14 protein-coding genes are annotated in these 16,429 nt (G+C 72.3%); 5 read left to right on the top strand and 9 right to left on the bottom strand.

What is annotated here, in order from left to right; translation table 11 throughout:
* Window positions 1–28: 28 nt before the first annotated feature.
* The 3 genes from AC07DO_RS14960 to AC07DO_RS14950 all read left to right on the top strand — a co-directional run bounded on the left by AC07DO_RS14960 (window position 29) and on the right by AC07DO_RS14950 (window position 1,238).
* Window positions 29–184, top strand: a complete 156-nt coding sequence (locus AC07DO_RS14960; protein ID WP_479059793.1) for a putative leader peptide — start codon at window positions 29–31, stop codon at window positions 182–184.
* Between the two features lie 80 nt (window positions 185–264).
* The gene (locus AC07DO_RS14955) at window positions 265–804 is read left to right on the top strand and encodes a cupin domain-containing protein (RefSeq protein WP_479059791.1); all 540 of its coding nucleotides are present in this window, start codon (window positions 265–267) and stop codon (window positions 802–804) included.
* Window positions 801–1,238, top strand: coding sequence for a rhodanese-like domain-containing protein (locus AC07DO_RS14950; protein ID WP_479059789.1), 438 nt, complete (start codon window positions 801–803; stop codon window positions 1,236–1,238). The genes AC07DO_RS14955 and AC07DO_RS14950 overlap by 4 nt, the downstream gene beginning before the upstream one ends.
* Before the next feature lie 73 nt (window positions 1,239–1,311).
* On the opposite strand, the gene AC07DO_RS14945 is transcribed toward AC07DO_RS14950, so the two are convergent.
* The 6 genes from AC07DO_RS14945 to AC07DO_RS14920 form a co-directional block, all read right to left on the bottom strand.
* Complete coding sequence (locus AC07DO_RS14945) at window positions 1,312–3,876, bottom strand: FtsX-like permease family protein (protein WP_479059787.1); 2,565 nt, start codon at window positions 3,874–3,876, stop codon at window positions 1,312–1,314.
* A complete protein-coding gene (locus AC07DO_RS14940; RefSeq protein WP_479059785.1) occupies window positions 3,873–4,631 on the bottom strand; it encodes an ArsR/SmtB family transcription factor in 759 nt (252 codons plus the stop codon). The genes AC07DO_RS14945 and AC07DO_RS14940 overlap by 4 nt, the downstream gene beginning before the upstream one ends.
* A gap of 144 nt (window positions 4,632–4,775) precedes the next feature.
* Window positions 4,776–5,612, bottom strand: a complete 837-nt coding sequence (gene recX / locus AC07DO_RS14935) for a recombination regulator RecX (RefSeq protein ID WP_479059784.1) — start codon at window positions 5,610–5,612, stop codon at window positions 4,776–4,778.
* Between the two features lie 3 nt (window positions 5,613–5,615).
* Window positions 5,616–6,740: a recombinase RecA gene (recA, locus tag AC07DO_RS14930; RefSeq protein ID WP_479059783.1), complete on the bottom strand. Its 1,125-nt coding sequence runs from the start codon at window positions 6,738–6,740 to the stop codon at window positions 5,616–5,618.
* 291 nt (window positions 6,741–7,031) lie between these two features.
* Window positions 7,032–8,309, bottom strand: a complete 1,278-nt coding sequence (locus AC07DO_RS14925) for an AI-2E family transporter (protein WP_479059782.1) — start codon at window positions 8,307–8,309, stop codon at window positions 7,032–7,034.
* Window positions 8,310–8,423: 114 nt separating this feature from the next.
* On the bottom strand, window positions 8,424–8,618 hold the full coding sequence (locus AC07DO_RS14920) for a DUF3046 domain-containing protein (protein WP_055564104.1): 195 nt from the start codon (window positions 8,616–8,618) through the stop codon (window positions 8,424–8,426).
* A gap of 79 nt (window positions 8,619–8,697) precedes the next feature.
* On the opposite strand from AC07DO_RS14920, the gene AC07DO_RS14915 reads away from it, so the two are divergent.
* Window positions 8,698–9,660, top strand: a complete 963-nt coding sequence (locus tag AC07DO_RS14915; protein WP_479059781.1) for a hypothetical protein — start codon at window positions 8,698–8,700, stop codon at window positions 9,658–9,660.
* Between the two features lie 24 nt (window positions 9,661–9,684).
* Here the strand turns inward: AC07DO_RS14915 and AC07DO_RS14910 are convergent, their stop codons facing one another.
* The 3 genes from AC07DO_RS14910 to AC07DO_RS14900 form a co-directional block, all read right to left on the bottom strand.
* The gene (locus tag AC07DO_RS14910; protein ID WP_479059779.1) at window positions 9,685–9,993 is read right to left on the bottom strand and encodes an AzlD domain-containing protein; all 309 of its coding nucleotides are present in this window, start codon (window positions 9,991–9,993) and stop codon (window positions 9,685–9,687) included.
* Complete coding sequence (locus AC07DO_RS14905) at window positions 9,990–10,706, bottom strand: AzlC family ABC transporter permease (protein WP_479060687.1); 717 nt, start codon at window positions 10,704–10,706, stop codon at window positions 9,990–9,992. Before AC07DO_RS14905 ends, AC07DO_RS14910 begins: the two co-directional genes overlap by 4 nt.
* A 62-nt stretch (window positions 10,707–10,768) precedes the next feature.
* Entirely contained in the window at window positions 10,769–11,662 is an 894-nt protein-coding gene (locus AC07DO_RS14900; protein WP_479059777.1) for an AraC family transcriptional regulator, read from the bottom strand.
* A 79-nt stretch (window positions 11,663–11,741) separates the two neighbouring features.
* Here AC07DO_RS14900 and AC07DO_RS14895 point away from each other — a divergent pair, with 79 nt between their 5' ends.
* A complete protein-coding gene (locus AC07DO_RS14895; RefSeq protein ID WP_479059775.1) occupies window positions 11,742–16,427 on the top strand; it encodes an ATP-dependent helicase in 4,686 nt (1,561 codons plus the stop codon).
* Window positions 16,428–16,429 lie beyond the last annotated feature (2 nt).

Below are 16,429 nucleotides of genomic sequence, written 5' to 3'. Positions count from 1 at the left end.
CCGGCGGCGTGCGGCCCGAACGGCGTGCGTGGACGGTCCCCGTTCGCATGCTGAGCCGGGGTTGACCGGTCCGCACCCCCATGGTCTACTCCGGATCGTGACCGACACCGATGTGCGCCTGTGGCGGAGGGTCCACATGGACCTAGTCCGCTACGCAGGCTGCGTGTGTCACCCGTCCTGCTGAATTCGCATCTTCCCTCGCGCACCGAGCCCCGCTCCGGGCTGTGTCGTGCGCGCTTTCCGCGAACCTCCAGGACGGTATCCGTGTCTGTTGCCCCTTCCTCCACCGCGCCCCCTTCGGGGCGCTCCTCGGCGCCCACCGCCGCCGACCTCCTCGCCTTCGTCCGCCGCACCGCGGCCGACTCCGAACTCATCGCCGCCCTGCCGCTCGACCCCGAAGGCCGTACTTGGGTACGCCTGGAGGGGCCCGGTGGCAGTGAGGCCTGGCTGATCGGCTGGCCGCCCGGCACGGGCACCGGCTGGCACGACCACGCGGAGTCGGTCGGCGCCTTCCTCACCGCGGCGGGCACCCTCAAGGAGAACTCCCTGGCCGCGCGCCTGCCCACCGACGGGTGGAAGACCCTGGAGCTCTCCGACGACGTGGACCGCGAACGGGAGTTGACGTCCGGTGAGGGCCGCGCCTTCGGCCGGAACCACGTGCACGAGGTCCTGAACGAGTCGACGACCGAGCACGCCGTCTCCGTGCACGCGTACTACCCGCCGCTGCCGCGGATCCGCCGCTACAGCCGTACCGGTGACGTGCTCCGCCTGGAGTCCGTCGAGCGCCCTGAGGACTGGCAGTGAGCTACGAACAGGCGGTGGGCGAGGGCCGGCCCGGGGGCGAGGACCGACCGGTGGGCATCGACGAGTTGCTGGAACGCGTACGGCTCGGTCTCGACCGGCTCTCTCCGGAGGAGGCGTGCGAAACCGCCGGAGCCGGCGGCCTGCTGGTCGACATCCGCTATGCGGCGCTGCGGGAGCGGGACGGGCTGATCCCCGGCGCGCTCGTCGTCGAACGCAACGAGCTGGAGTGGCGGCTCGACCCCCGGGGCAGCCATCGTGCTCCGGAGGCCACGGGCCACGACCTGCGCGTCGTCGTGGTCTGCAACGAGGGGTACGCGTCCAGCCTCGCGGCCGTCTCCTTGCAGCAGTTGGGCCTCCGCCACGCCACCGACCTCACGGGAGGCTTTCAGGCGTGGCGGGCGGCGGGGCTGCCTGTGGTGACCGCCGAGGCGTGAAAGCCGGCCTCGCCCCACTCCCTGACCGCGCCGCCCACCCCTGACCGTGCCGCCCACTCCCTGACCGTGCCGCCTACTCCTTGGCTGTCGCCACCGTGACGGGGAGCGGCCTCAGGGCGGCGCGGCCCGGCAGGGCGGTCGCGGTCAGGGCGAGCAGTCCGGCGACGGTGAGCACGGAGACGTACACCAGAGGGACGACCGTCGGCGTCGCACTTCCGGTCATGCCGACGCTGAACGCCGTCAGGACGGCAAGCGCCACCCCGCTGCCGAGCGCGGTGCCGATGAACAGGACCGCCAGGGCCTCGGTCCGGAGCATCCGCAGCACCTGGCGGCGCGTCGCTCCGGCCAGACGCAGCATCGCGAACTCACGGATGCGTTCGGAGACGGACATCGCCAGCGTGTTGACGACGGCGATGGCGGTGAAGGCGAGGACGAGCCCCATCGCCAGCAGGTTCACCTCGGCGTTGGTCCTTCGGCTCTGTGCCTGGAGGCTGTCCGCGGCTGCCGGGGTGAGCACACGCATGCCGGGGAACTTGTCGACGACTGCCGCGAGTTGTTCCTGTGTACGGTCGCTCGTGACGAGGACCGTGGCGGCGAGCGGGTTGTCCACGTGGCGGGCGATCAGATCGTGCGCCATGGTCAGATCCCCGAAGCCGAGCCCGCGTGCGTAGATGGCGCGCACGGTGAGTTCGGCCTTCGTACCGTCTCCCAGGGTGGCCTTCAGCGTGCTGCCCGGCTTCAGCCCGAGCCGGTCGGCGGCCAGTTCACTGACGGCGACGCTTTCCGCGCCGAAGTCCTGGATCGATCCGGCGGTGACGTCCGGGTCCCAGGTCCGGGCGAGGTTCTCAGGGGTGACGCCCTGGGCGGGGTACTTGTCGAGCCCCACACGCACCGTCGTGCGGACGATTTCGGTGGCGGCGTCCACACCGTCGGCCGTACGCAGCTTCCGCGCGGCCTCCGCCGGAACGCCAGGGCCCTGCGCGGCCAGCACCCAGTTCGCGCGGATGCCGTCGCGGGCCTGGGCACGGGCGGCGTCGTCGAGGGTCGGCTGGACGAAGAGGACGGTGCAGGCCATGCCGGTGAGGAGGGCGAGCGGCGTGACGACGGCGGCCATGCGGGCCGCGTTGCCGCGCAGATTGGCGTGGGCGAGCTTGCCGCCGGGGCCGGTCAGCCGGAGCGGGCCCCGGAGGAGTGCGGCCGCCGCTCGGACGACGAACGGGCCGAGGAGTGCGATGGCGCCGGCGAAGACCACCACCGTCAGGAACGTCACGGGGGTCGACGCCGCCTCGGTGCGCAGCACACTCAGCACGGCGACCAGGACGATGCCGCCGGTGAGCAGTACCAGCCCGGCGACGATCCGGCTCCGGGCGGGCCGCCGCCGCTCGACCCGCGCCTCCGTGAGGGCCTGCGCCGGGCGAATGCTCACGATCCCGCGCCCGGCGACGCGAGCGGCGGCCCAGGCTCCCAGCAGGGTGGCCCCGACGGCGACGAGGGGCGGGAAGACACTGACAGTGCGCTCAAGGGTGGCGGGTACGGCCCCCATGGCCACGAACCGCTCGTGCAACCAGCCTCCGAGCGGGATCCCGGCGAGCGCACCGACGGCACCCGCCACCGTGCCGACGATCACTGCCTCTCGCCCGAGAAGCCTGCGGATCTGCTTCGGGGTCGCGGCGACCGCACGCAGCAGGGCGAGTTCACGGTGGCGCTGCTGGATGGAGAGAGCGAAGGTGCCGACCACCACGAGGACGGCGACGAGGAGGGAAGTACCGCCCATGGCCCCGCCCATGCTGACGAGCTTGACGCGCGCTCCCGCCGCGTCCAGGAACTCCACGGGCCCTCGGTCGTCCCCAGCACTGACCTGCGCCGTCGTCCCTTCGACAGCCTGCTCCACCGCCTTCGTGAGATCAGCGACGGAGGTGCCCTCGGCCGGTACGACGCCGAAGGCGGTGACCTTCCCGGGATGCGCCGCGAGCCGTTCGGCCTCCTCGGCGGAGAAGAAGAGCGAGGTCTGGTGGGTCAGCGCGCCGCTCTCGGGCGCGGCCACTCCGGTGACGCGGTAGTCGCGCGGGCTCTGCGTCGACTGGACGGTGAGGCGGTCGCCGGGCCGCAGCCCTGCGCGATCGGCGAGGCCGCGGTCGATGACGAGATCGTGCGAGGTCCGTGGGGCCTTGCCGTCGACGAGGCGGAAGGGGGTGAGGGCGGCGGACTCCCAGGCGTGCCCGTACGTGGGTGTGTCGGGGCCGTCGGCGGGTCCCGCTCCCCTTCCGCCTCCCGGGGTCAACGGCTGGGCGATGAAGGTGAGTTCGGGTACGACAGCACGTACACCCGGGACGGCTCTGATCCTGCTCTCGATGTCGCCGGCACGCAGCCATGCGCGTTCGGCGATCGGTTTCGCCTTGTGCTTGACCTTGGTCTTGCCCTTCTTGTGCTTGACCGTGGTCTGGTGCACGTTCTGGTCCGCGGAGACGATCACCGGGGCCGCGGCGTAGCGCTCCGTCCTGATCGTGCCGCGCAGGCCGGTTTCCAGGAGGGTGCCGCATGCCGTGATGAGGGCCGCGGCGCACATCAGCGCGAGGAAGGCGCCGACGAATCCGCCCTTGCGGTCCCTGACGGTCTGCAGTGCGTAGCGCAGCATCATGAGGGCTCGGACTCTTTTCTGTTGTTGTAAGAGGGGGCTGCGGGTGTGGGGAAGGCCAGGAAGCGGGTGAGGACGGTGCGGGCGCCGTCCGGGGTGTCGGCATCGGACCGCTTGTAGCGGTTGAGCAGCGCGATGTACTCCTCGAAGAACTCGCGGAGTTCGGGCAGGGTCAGCCGGATCGTGCCTCGTGAATGGGGCAATGCGTCGGCCCACTCATCGGGGCTGGGCTCGGTGCTGGTGCCAGTGCCGGTGCCGGTGCCGGTGCCGGTGCCGGTGCCGGTGCCGGAATCGTCCGGCCGCTCCCGTCCCTGGCTGCGCTCCCGCAGCAGTTGCGCGAAGAGCTCCAGGTCGGCCGCGTACGAGAGGCGGTTGAGCTCATCCATGACGAGCCGCATCTCGGGGCTCTGCCGGCTCCGCGGCGGAAAGCGCCGGTCGCCCGGGACGGCGCGCCACCAACGCTCACGTCCGTGCCCGGAGCCGCATGTCTCCTCGGCGAAGCCGTAGCGCGCGAGTTCGCGCAGGTGGTAGCTGGTCGCACCGGTGTTGAGTCCGAGGGCTCTGGCGAGCGTCGCGGAGGTGGCCGGACCGTGCACGGTGAGGTGCTGCAGCATCTGCTGCCGCCGCGGCTGCGCGAGCGCCTTCAGAACGCGCAGATCACTCAGCTCTTGCGGGCCCTCGGCCGCACTCAGCTCTTGCGAGCCGTCGACCCGGATCGCGGGCCGTTCCGCGCCGGTCCTGCCGGGTTCCTCTGCCATGCGTACACAGTCGCCTGTGCACAAGTCCCTGTGCACTGCGGCAACCCGGCGTCTCCGCAGGGGGGTTACCCCCACCCTGCGGAGCGCGAGCCGGGGTACGCGGATCGTTCCGGCTGCCGCCCCACCCCCGTGGGAGCGGCCCGCTCAGAACCCCTCGTACCCCAGGTCGTCGGTGTCTTCGCCCTCTTCCTCCAGCGCCTGCCGGACCACGCGGAGCGCCATGCCCTCCGCGTATCCCTTGCGGGCGAGCATGCCCGCGAGGCGGCGCAGGCGCTTGTCGCGGTCGAGGCCCCGCGTGGAGCGGAGCTTGCGCGCGACGAGCTCGCGCGCGGTCGCCTCTTCCTGCTCCGCGTCGAGCTGCCCCACGGCCTCGTCGATCAGCGTGGACTCCACGCCTTTGGTGCGCAGCTCCCGCGCCAGCGCGCGGCGGGCCAGACCCCGGCCGTGGTGCCGGGACTCCACCCACGCGTCCGCGAAGGCGCTGTCGTTGATCAGACCGACCTCTTCGAAGCGGGAGAGGACCTCTTCCGCCACGTCGTCGGGGATCTCCCGCTTGCGCAGCGCGTCGGCGAGCTGCTTGCGCGTGCGGGCGGTGCCGGTGAGGAGGCGCAGGCAGATCGCCCGCGCCCGCTCGGCCGGATCTGTGGGCGGTTCCCCCTTCTCGGCCCTCGACGAGGAAGGGGAACCGCTGTCCTGGTGGCCGTCGGGGCTGTCGGAGTCCCCGAATCGGCCGCGGCGACGCCGTTGCCCGCGGCTCCGCCCGCCGCCGTCGCGGAAACCTTCTCCGTCCCGGTAGCCGCCACCGTCCGGAAAGTCGCCACCCTTCTGGAAGCCTTCTCCGTCCTGGAAGCCGTCACCGTCACCCCGGTCGGCGTACCGGCCCGCGCCATCCTGATCCACACCGCCCCCGTGGCCCCGCCCGGCAGCGCCGGTGCGGCTTTCGGGGGCGGTGTGGTCCGCCCAGTCGGTTCGTCGCGTCACGGACTAGCTCTTGGCCGCCGTGGCCTTGGACTTGGCGGCCTTGGCCGCCGGAGCGGGCACCGTCTTGGCGTCGTCGGCAGCCGGGGCCACGTCCGCCGCGCCCGCGCTCGGCTCCTCGGTCGGGGCCTCGGGCTTCACGCCGACGCCCAGCTTCTCCTTGATCTTCCTCTCGATCTCGTTGGCGAGGTCGGGGTTGTCCTTCAGGAAGTTGCGGGCGTTCTCCTTGCCCTGGCCGAGCTGGTCGCCCTCGTACGTGTACCAGGCGCCCGCCTTGCGGACGAAGCCGTGCTCGACGCCCATGTCGATCAGACCGCCCTCACGGCTGATGCCCTGGCCGTAGAGGATGTCGAACTCGGCCTGCTTGAAGGGCGGCGCGACCTTGTTCTTGACGACCTTGACTCGGGTGCGGTTGCCCACCGCGTCCGTGCCGTCCTTCAGGGTCTCGATGCGGCGGATGTCCATGCGCACCGACGCGTAGAACTTCAGCGCACGGCCACCGGTCGTGGTCTCCGGGGAACCGAACATCACGCCGATCTTCTCGCGCAGCTGGTTGATGAAGATCGCGGTGGTCTTGGACTGGTTGAGCGCGCTGGTGATCTTTCGCAGGGCCTGGCTCATCAGGCGGGCCTGCAGACCCACGTGCGAGTCGCCCATCTCGCCCTCGATCTCCGCGCGCGGCACCAGGGCGGCCACGGAGTCGATGACGATCAGGTCGAGGGCGCCGGAGCGGACCAGCATGTCGACGATCTCGAGGGCCTGCTCGCCGTTGTCCGGCTGCGACAGGATGAGGTTGTCGATGTCGACGCCGAGCTTCTTCGCGTACTCGGGGTCGAGGGCGTGCTCCGCGTCCACGAAGGCCACCGCGCCGCCCGCCCGCTGGGCGTTGGCCACGGCGTGGAGGGTGAGGGTCGTCTTACCGGAGGACTCCGGGCCGTACACCTCCACCACACGGCCGCGGGGGATGCCGCCGACGCCGAGCGCGACGTCGAGCGCGGTCGACCCGGTGGGGATGACCTCGATGGGCTCGTTCGGCCGCTCGCCCATGCGCATCACTGCGCCCTTGCCGAATTGCCGTTCAATCTGTGCGAGCGCGGCGTCGAGCGCCTTCTCGCGGTCGGTTCCTGCCATGGGTTCCACCCGATTTGCTTGAGTCGATCGCTTCACGTCAAAGACGCTAACGCCTGCCACTGACAATCCGCCCCGACGCCCGTCCAGCCTGTGGATAACTCGAGGCCATCGCCTACCGAAATCCCCTGGAGCGTCCCGAGGATGCCCCCGCCCGCCCCGCAGAATCGCCGCCGGACCACCCATGAGAATGGATGTTCGAATTTAGTGTCAAGCGTGGCACGCCGGGGTCGGCAGGTGCCTGCCGGCGCCTCCCCGGCTTCTGCCCGCTCCTCCCCCGGCGTCCGTTCTCTCCTACCGGCGCTTGCCCGGCTTCGGCGAGGAGCCGCCGGGTTCCGCCGGGGCCTCCGGCCCGTTCGGCCCCCGCAGCGCTCGCCGCATCCGGGCGAGGAGGGGTGCTCCGACCTGGCGCCGGTGCCCGTGCACCCGGGGGTCGTCCGTGACGTCGTACCGCTTCACGTACGCCCCGAGGAACGCCTGCAGCGTCGCGACGGCGGGGATGGCGATGAGCGCCCCGACCGCGCCGAGGAGCGCCGTGCCCGCGATGACCGAACCGAACGCGACCGCGGGGTGGATGTCCACGCTCTTGGCGGTGAGCTTGGGCTGCAGCACGTAGTTCTCGAACTGCTGGTAGACGACCACGAAGATCAGCACCCAGAGCGAGTACCAGGGATCGACCGTGAAGGCGATCAGCATCGGCAGGGCGCCCGCCAGATACGTGCCGATGGTGGGGATGAACTGGGAGACGAGGCCCACCCACACGGCGAGCACGGGCGCGTAGGGGACTCCGAGCACCTGGAGCAGGATGTAGTGCGCGATCCCGGAGATCAGCGCCATCAGGCCGCGCGAGTAGAGGTACCCGCCGGTCTTGTCGACCGCGATCTCCCAGGCCCGCAGCACCTCGGCCTGCTTGGCGGGCGGCAGCACCGAGCACAGCGCGCGCCGCAGCCTCGGTCCGTCGGCCGCGAAGTAGAACGAGAACAGCAGGATCGTCAGGAGCTGGAAGAGACCGCCCAGCACCTGCGCGGAGACGTCCAGGACACCGCTGGCACTGTTCTGTACGTACTTCTGCAGCCAGTCCGAGTGGACCAGGCTGTCCTGGACCTCGACGCGGGAGAGGTCCGTGTGGAAGGTCTGGTTGATCCAGCTGATGACCTTGTCCAGGTAGTCGGGGAAGTCCTCGACCATGTCCACGATCTGGCCCGCGAGCATCGATCCCATCAATGCGACGAAGCCCGCGCTGGCGATCACGACGCCCAGGAAGACCAGGAACGTGGCGAAGCCCCTGCGCACCCCGCGCGCGGCCATCCAGCTCACCGCCGGCTCGACCGCAAGCGCCAGGAAGAACGCGATCAACACGTTGATCAACAGGCCGGTCAGCTGATGGAACGCCCAACTGCCCAGCTGGAAGCACGCGACGAGCGCGAGGGCGAGAACCATGGCGCGCGGCAGCCAGCGCGGCATGCGGGCGCCGTGCCCTGCCTCGGCCCCCGTGGGGGGCTGTGCGGGCGGCGTCGTGCCGGGCGGAGCGGTGTCCTGGGTGACCTGCGCGGTCTCGTCTGTCGGTGCCACGGGGCAAGTCTCGCCCACGTCGGCGTCGATCGGACGCCACCCCCACATCTTGGGACGGGCTTGGGACGGCCCACGCGTGCGTGGATCCCCTCCGGCGCCGCCGAACCGGCCTGGTCAGCGCTTTTCGGCGGGTACGTCCATCGCCGTGCACACCGCACGCCAGACGTCCTTGGCCTCCCAGCCCGCTTCCAGCGCCTCATGGACCGTACGGCCGCCCAATTCCGCCATCACGTGATCGCGCGCGAAGGAGTCGGCGTACCCCGCACCGAAGTGGGCCGCCATCCGCTGCCAGAAGACCGTCAACCGCATGACTCAAGTATCACGCCCCCGAGGGTGCAGCCGGGCGCAGGGGCCTCGTCGAGAACGCTTTCCGTCCTACGGTCGGTGCATGGCCGAAACCGGAGCATCCCCCGCAGTGCCCTCACCCGACGCGGCGCTCTCCCCGCTCGCCCGCGCCGAGCGCTTCGTCTGGCTCACCGCGCGCGTCCTGGAGCAGCGACGGTTCGCGTACCACTTCCTCGACGGCGCGGGCGGCGACGCGGCCGCGGACGCGGTGGAGACCGCCCTGACCTCGTACGCCACGGCGGACGGCGGGTACGGCTACGCGCTCGAGCCCGATCTGCGCGGCCCTGTGAGCCAGCCGCTGCACACCGGGCACGCGCTGAACGTCCTGGACTCGATCCGCCGCTGCGGCGGGCAGCGGGTGGAGCGCGTGTGCCGCTATCTGACGTCGGTGTCGACGCCCGAGGGCGCCCTTCCCGCGATCCATCCCAGCCAGCGCGGCTACCCCTCGGCACCGTTCATGCCGATCGTGGACGACCCGCCCAGCGAGTTGCTCGCCACCGGCCCCGTGGTGGGTCTGCTGCACCGCAACGAGGTGTGGCACGCCTGGCTCTTCCGGGCCACGGACTTCTGCTGGACGGCGGTCGAATCTCTGGAGAAGTCGCATCCCTACGAGATCCAGGCCGCCGTCGCCTTCCTGGACGGTGCACCCGACCGCTCACGCGCGCGTGCCGCCGCCGACCGTCTGGGTCGCCTCGTGCGCGAGCAGCGGCTGGCGGCGCTTGATCCGGAGAACCTCGACGCGTATCCGGTGCGGTCCGGCTACGCACCGGGGGAACATCACTTCCCGCACGACTTCGCGAAGGTCCCGGAGTCGCTCGCGCGCTCGTGGTTCACCGACGCGGAGATGGAACGCTCCCTCGACTTCCTGGCGCGGGACCAGGAGGCGGACGGCGGCTGGCCGGTGCGCTGGCGGCAGTGGGCTCCCGGCACGGCCATGGAGGCGCGGCCCGTCGTCACCATCCAGGCGCTGCGCACGCTCCGGGCGTACGGACGGGACATCGCCTGAGAGAGGGCACCAGGGCTCGCCTCCTCACCCCGTCAGCGCCCGTAGCCCCGCCGTGACAGCGACGGCCGCGGCGATGACGACGAGGAACGGCGCGCGCAGCAGCAGCGCCACGGCCGCCGCGGCGAGCCCTCCCGCCCTCGCGTCAAGAATGAGCACCCTCCCGTCGGCGAAGGTCTGTTGGGCCGTGAGCGCGGCGAGGAGAGCCACGGGGAGCAGGGCAGCCATCCGTCGGACGCGTGGGCGTTCCAGTGCCCCCGCCGGCACCAGCAGCCCTGCGAGCTTGACGAGATAGCAGCCGACGACGGTCGCTCCGATGGCGATCCATATGTTCAACGGTCCTCCCTCCGCGCGTCGTCGTGGTGGGCCCGTCGGCCTTCTACGTAGAGGACGATCGGCACCGCGAGCGCCGCCACGAGCACGGGCACTCCCGCCGGCAGCACCGGCAGCAGACCGAGCCCGAGGAGGACGGCGATGCCGGCGACGGCGCGTTCCGTCGTAGTCCGCAGCATCGGTGCGAGCAGCGCCAGGAAGACCGCGGGTCCCGCCGCGTCGAGCCCCCACGCGTCGGTGTCGCCGATCGCCTCTGCGCCCAGGGCTCCGAGCAGGGTGGTGACGTTCCACAGGGCGTACAGGCTGAGCCCGGTGACCGTGAAGCCGATCCGGGCGCTGTGCCGCGTGGGCTGGGCGAGCGAGACGGCGGTGGTCTCGTCGATGACCCAGTGCGCGGCGAACGGCCGTACCGCGCGCGGCAGGACGAGCAGCTGGGAGAGGCGGAGCCCGTAGAACGCGTTGCGCACCCCCAGGAAGAAGGCGCCCGCGGCAGCCGTGAACGGGTTCCCGCCGCCCGCGAGCGCGCCGACCAGGGCGAACTGCGAGGCTCCGGTGAACACCAGCAGGCTGAGCGCACAGGTCTGGAGCAGGGTGAGACCGCTGCCCGCGGAGGTCACTCCGAAGGCGAAGCCGGAGAGTCCGACGGCGACGCCGACACCGAGCGCGTCCCGGACGACAGCGGTATCGGGCTTCTCCGTAGCGGCCTCTTCCTCCACCGGGGAGGCCTCTGTCTCCGCCTGCGAGGACTCTTCCTCCGCCCGGGAGGGCTCTTCTTGGTCTATGCCCGTGTGGGGCCTCTGTTCTGCCACGCGTCGGACGGTACGAGCAGGTCCGCTGCCGGGTCTTGTACGTTCTTGCGCTCGCGTTGGTACGCCCCCGGTGGCACCCCGACGATGCGCGTGAAGTGCCGGTTGAGGTGCGGCTGGTCGGTGAAGCCCACCGCGGCGGCCGCGGCGGCGGGTGAGGTGCCCGCGCCGAGCAGGTGGCGGGCCAGGCGCACGCGCGCGTCGGTGAGCCAGGCGTGCGGCGGCATCCCGTACGCGTCCCGGAAGGCACGCAGCAGCGCGAAGGGGCTCGTGCCGAGTTCGGTGGCGAGCCGCTCCAGGCTCGGTGGATCCGTGAGGCTCTCCTGCAGGACGGTACGCGCGCGTGCCGCGGTCCTGGCGCCCGCCGTGCGCACGGTGCGCTGCGGCAGAGGCCCGCCGTTGAGCCGCAGCAGCCGGGTCACCGCCACCCGGAGCAGCGTGTCGGCGGCGAGCGCGTTGCCCTCCTCCGCCGCGCGCAGCACGTGGTGCACGAGCGCCACGGCGTACGGGTCGTCGAGGACAGGACGGATGAAGCCGGGCGTACCGCGAAGGGCCGTCGTCTCGGCCGCGATGGCGGCGACCACGTCCGGTGCCGGGTAGACCGCTCCGTAGCGCCAGCCCCCGGGGTCGCCGGCCCGGCCCGTGTGCGGGGTGTCGGGGTTGACCAGGGCCAGGGAGCCCGGCCCTGCGTGCCGGTCGGCCCCGCTGTGGTGGAAGACGTCGACGCCCTCGGCGATCGCCGCGATCACGAAGTGCTCGTGGGTGTGGCGCGCGAAAGTCCGGCTGACGTAGCGGGCACGCAGCAGATCGACATCGGGCAGCGCCGCGTACCGCCAGTGCCGCGCCTGCTCCGCCGAACCCGCCACGCCTCCATTCTGCGACGGACGCGCCACCTCTTTTCCGCAGGTCGGCGCCGATGTCAGTGGCGGGGTGCACGATGGGGTCATGGTCAGCTCCGCGTCCAGTGCTCCCGGCGCCTCCAGCGCTCTTGACGGCTTCTCACCCGCGACCCGCGGCTGGTTCACGGGGGCCTTCTCCGCGCCCACGTCCGCCCAGGCCGGGGCATGGCAGGCCATCCACGAGGGCTCGGACGTGCTCGTCGTCGCGCCCACGGGCTCCGGGAAGACCCTGGCCGCGTTCCTCGCCGCCCTCGACCAGCTGGCGTCGACACCACCGCCTGCCGACGCGAAGAAGCGCTGCCGGGTGCTGTACATCTCGCCCCTGAAAGCGCTCGCGGTGGACGTGGAGCGCAATCTGCGCAGCCCGCTGACCGGCATCCGTCAGGAGGCGGTGCGCCTCGGCATGCCCGAGCCGGAGGTGCGGGTCGGGATCCGTTCGGGTGACACCCCCGCGGCCGAGCGCCGCGCGCTGTCGACCCGCCCGCCGGACATCCTGATCACCACGCCCGAGTCGCTCTTCCTAATGCTCACGTCGGCGGCGCGGGACGCGCTGACCGGCATCGAGACGGTGATCCTCGACGAGGTGCACGCGGTCGCGGGCACCAAGCGCGGCGCCCATCTCGCCCTGTCCCTGGAGCGGCTCGACGAGCTGCTGCCCAAGCCCGCGCGGCGCATCGGACTGTCGGCGACGGTGCGCCCGGTGGACGAGGTGGCGCGCTATCTTTCCCCGAAGCGCAAGGTGGAGATCGTCCAGCCGGACTCCGGCAAGGAGTTCGACCTGTCGGTGGTCGTTCCGGTCGAGGACCTCGCGGAGCTGGGCGGATCCCCGGTCAGCGACTCCGGGGACGGGTCGGGGGCCGAGGCGGAGCGCCCTTCGATCTGGCCGCACGTCGAGGAGCGCATCACCGACCTCGTGCAGGCGCATCGCTCGACGATCGTGTTCGCCAACTCCCGCCGTCTCGCCGAGCGCCTGTGCAACCGCCTCAACGAGATCGCGTACGAGAGGGCGACGGGCGAGGCACTGCCCGAGGACCACTCCCCCGCGGAGCTGATGGCGGAGTCGGGCGCCGCCAAGGGCGCCCCACCGGTCCTGGCGCGCGCCCACCACGGGTCCGTCTCCAAGGAGCAGCGTGCGCAGGTCGAGGAGGACCTGAAGGCGGGCAGGCTGCCGGCCGTCGTCGCCACGTCCAGTCTGGAGCTGGGCATCGACATGGGCGCGGTCGACCTGGTCGTGCAGGTCGAGTCGCCGCCGTCGGTCGCCTCCGGGCTCCAGCGCGTGGGCCGCGCGGGCCACCAGGTGGGCGCTGTCTCGACAGGAGTCGTCTTCCCGAAGTACCGGGGGGACCTGGTGCAGGCCGCGGTCGTCACGGAACGGATGCGGACCGGCTCCATCGAGTCCCTGCGCATCCCGGCCAATCCGCTGGACGTGCTGGCCCAGCAGCTGGTCGCGATGGTCGCACTCGACACCTGGCAGGTCGACGACCTGCTGGCGGTGGTCCGTCGCGCGGCGTCCTTCGCCTCGCTCCCGGAGTCCGCGTTCACCGCCGTGCTGGACATGCTCGCGGGACGGTATCCCTCCGACGCCTTCGCCGAGCTGCGGCCGCGCGTGGTCTGGGACCGCGTCGCGGGCACGGTCACCGGGCGGCCGGGGGCGCAGCGCCTCGCGGTCACTTCCGGGGGCACGATCCCCGACCGCGGTCTCTTCGGGGTGTTCCTCGCGGGCGCCGACCCCAAGAAGGGCGGCGGCCGCGTCGGAGAGCTCGACGAAGAGATGGTGTACGAGTCGCGGGTCGGAGACGTCTTCACCCTCGGCACGAGCTCGTGGCGCATCGAGGACATCACGCGCGACCGGGTCCTCGTCTCCCCCGCACCCGGCGTCCCGGGCCGCCTCCCCTTCTGGAAGGGCGACCAGTTGGGCCGCCCGCTGGAACTGGGCCGTGCTCTGGGCGCGTTCCTCCGCGAGGTCGGGGCGCTCTCGCAGGAGGACGCGCGCGAGCGCCTCCTCGCCACCGGTCTCGACACGTGGGCCGCCGACAACGTCCTGGCGTACCTCCGCGAGCAGCGCGAGGCCTGCGGGCACATCCCCGACGACCGCACCATCGTGGTCGAGCGGTTCCGCGACGAGCTGGGCGACTGGCGGGTCGTCGTGCACTCCCCCTTCGGAGCCCAGGTGCACGCTCCGTGGGCCCTCGCCCTCGGCGCCCGCCTCACGGAGCGGTACGGCATGGACGCCCAGGTCATGCACGCCGACGACGGCATCGTTCTCCGGCTCCCCGACGCCGACCTCATGGGCTTCGACCTGCTCGACCAGGAGCCCACCGCTCCCCCTGTGGAGTACGACGCCGACAAGCCGCCCGTGGGCGCCGGTGACGTCACCTTCGACAAGGGCGAGGTCAACCAGATCGTCACCGACCAGGTGGGCGGCTCGGCGCTGTTCGCCTCGCGCTTCCGTGAGTGCGCCGCCCGCGCGCTGCTGCTGCCGCGCCGCAGCCCCGGCAAGCGCACGCCTCTGTGGCAGCAGCGTCAGCGGGCGGCCCAGCTCCTCGAGGTGGCGAGCGAGTTCGGCTCCTTCCCCATCGTCCTGGAAGCGGTCAGGGAGTGCCTCCAGGACGTCTTCGACGTGCCGGGACTGACCGAGCTGATGGGCGACATCGAGTCGCGCCGCGTCCGGCTCGTCGAGATCACCACCCCCGAGCCCTCCCCCTTCGCCCGCTCCCTCCTGTTCGGGTACGTGGCACAGTTTTTGTACGAGGGCGACTCCCCCCTCGCCGAGCGGCGCGCGGCAGCCCTCTCCCTGGACTCGCGGCTGCTCGCGGAGCTCCTCGGCCAGGCGGAGCTGCGCGAACTGCTCGACGCCGACGTCCTGGCGGAGCTGGAGCAGGAGCTCCAGTGGCGCACCGAGGACCGCCGCGTCAAGGACGCCGAAGGCGTCGCCGACCTGCTGCGGCTTCTCGGACCGCTCACGGCGGCCGAGCTGACCGAGCGCGGCGCCGAACCGGACTGGGCACAGGAGCTGGCGGCGGCCCGCCGTGTGATCCGGGTCCGCATCGCGGGCGCCGAGCACTGGGCGGCCATCGAGGACGCGGGACGGCTGCGGGACGCCCTCGGCACTGCCCTGCCCGTGGGCGTCCCGGAGGCCTTCACGGAGCCCGTCAAGGACCCCCTGGGTGACCTCCTCGCCCGCTTCGCCCGCACGCACGGCCCGTTCACGTCCGCCGCGGCCGCGGCCCGTTTCGGGCTGGGCGCGGCGGTCACCGAGGGTGCGCTGCAACGCCTCGCTGCCAACGGCCGCGTGGTGCAGGGAGAGTTCCACCCGGCGGGCATCGGCCAGGAGTGGTGCGACGCCGCCGTGCTGCGCCGCCTGCGCCGCCGCTCCCTCGCCGCCCTGCGGCACGAACTGGAACCGGTGCCGCCCGCCGCCCTGGCCCAGTTCCTGCCCCAGTGGCAGAACCTGAGCAAGCACAGCCTGCGCGGTATCGACGGCCTGGTGCGCGCCATCGAGCAGCTCCAGGGCGCCACGGTCCCCGCCTCCGCCCTGGAGAAGCTCGTCCTGCCCTCGCGCGTGACGGGCTACAACCCGGCCATGCTCGACGAACTGACGGCGGCCGGTGAAGTCATCTGGGCGGGCGCCGGCTCCCTGCCGGGGAAGGACGGCTGGGTCTCCCTGTACCTGGCGGACACCGCGCCCCTGCTGTTGCCGCCCCCGCACCCCCTGGAGCTCACCGCACTGCACCAGTCGATCCTGGACACCCTCTCCGGAGGGTACGGACTGTTCTTCCGCCAGATCGCCGACCAAGTGCGCGCCACCACCCACCCGGACGCGCTGGATCCCCAACTGGCCGACTCCATCTGGGAGCTGTCCTGGTCCGGTCTGCTCACGAACGACACGCTCGGCCCGATGCGCTCGCTCCTGGGTTCCGGGCGCACCGCGGGCTCCACGGCCCACCGCGCCAAACGCGGCGTCCCGCGCGGGCGCTACGGAAGCCTCACCGCAGCCGCTCGCACCGCCTCGCGCACCGGCCCGCCCACCGTCGCGGGCCGCTGGTCCCTGCTCCCTCCCCGAGAGCCCGACCCGACCCTGCGCGCCCACGCCCTGGCCCGCGCACTCCTGGACCGGCACGGCGTCGTCACGCGCGGCGCGGTCGCGGCCGAGGGGGTCGAGGGCGGCTTCTCGGCGACGTACCGCGTCCTGTCGGCCTTCGAGGACAGTGGCCAGGCGCGTCGCGGCTACGTGGTCGAGGGGCTCGGCGCCGCGCAGTTCGCCATGGACGGCGCGGTGGACCGTCTGCGTGCCACCGCGAACTCCCGCGACCGCACGGACGGCGCACGTCCCTCGGACGCGCAGGCAGCGGTGGTCCTCGCCGCCGCCGACCCCGCCAACGCGTACGGCGCCGCGTTGCCCTGGCCCGAGCCGCCGAACGGCGCGAGCCACAAGCCGGGCCGCAAAGCCGGCTCCCTGGTCGTCCTGGTCGACGGCGAGCTGACGCTCTACATGGAGCGCGGCGGCAAGACGCTCCTCGCCTGGCCCGCCGCCCCGGACGCTCCGATCGCCGACGATCCCCGCCTGCACGCCGCCTCCGAGGCGCTGGCCGGGGCCGCCCGCGCGGGCTCCCTCGGCACGGTCACGGTGGAGCGGGTCAACGGCGCCGCCGCGCTGACGTCCCCCTTCGCGCCCCTCCTGGAGGGAGCCGGTTTCCACGCCACTCCTCGCGGCCTACGGCTGCGCGCATGAGA

Source organism: Streptomyces sp. NPDC045678, from assembly GCF_056432085.1.
Note: the sequence above shows the minus strand (reverse complement) of the source record. Positions and strands in the feature narration are given on the sequence as shown.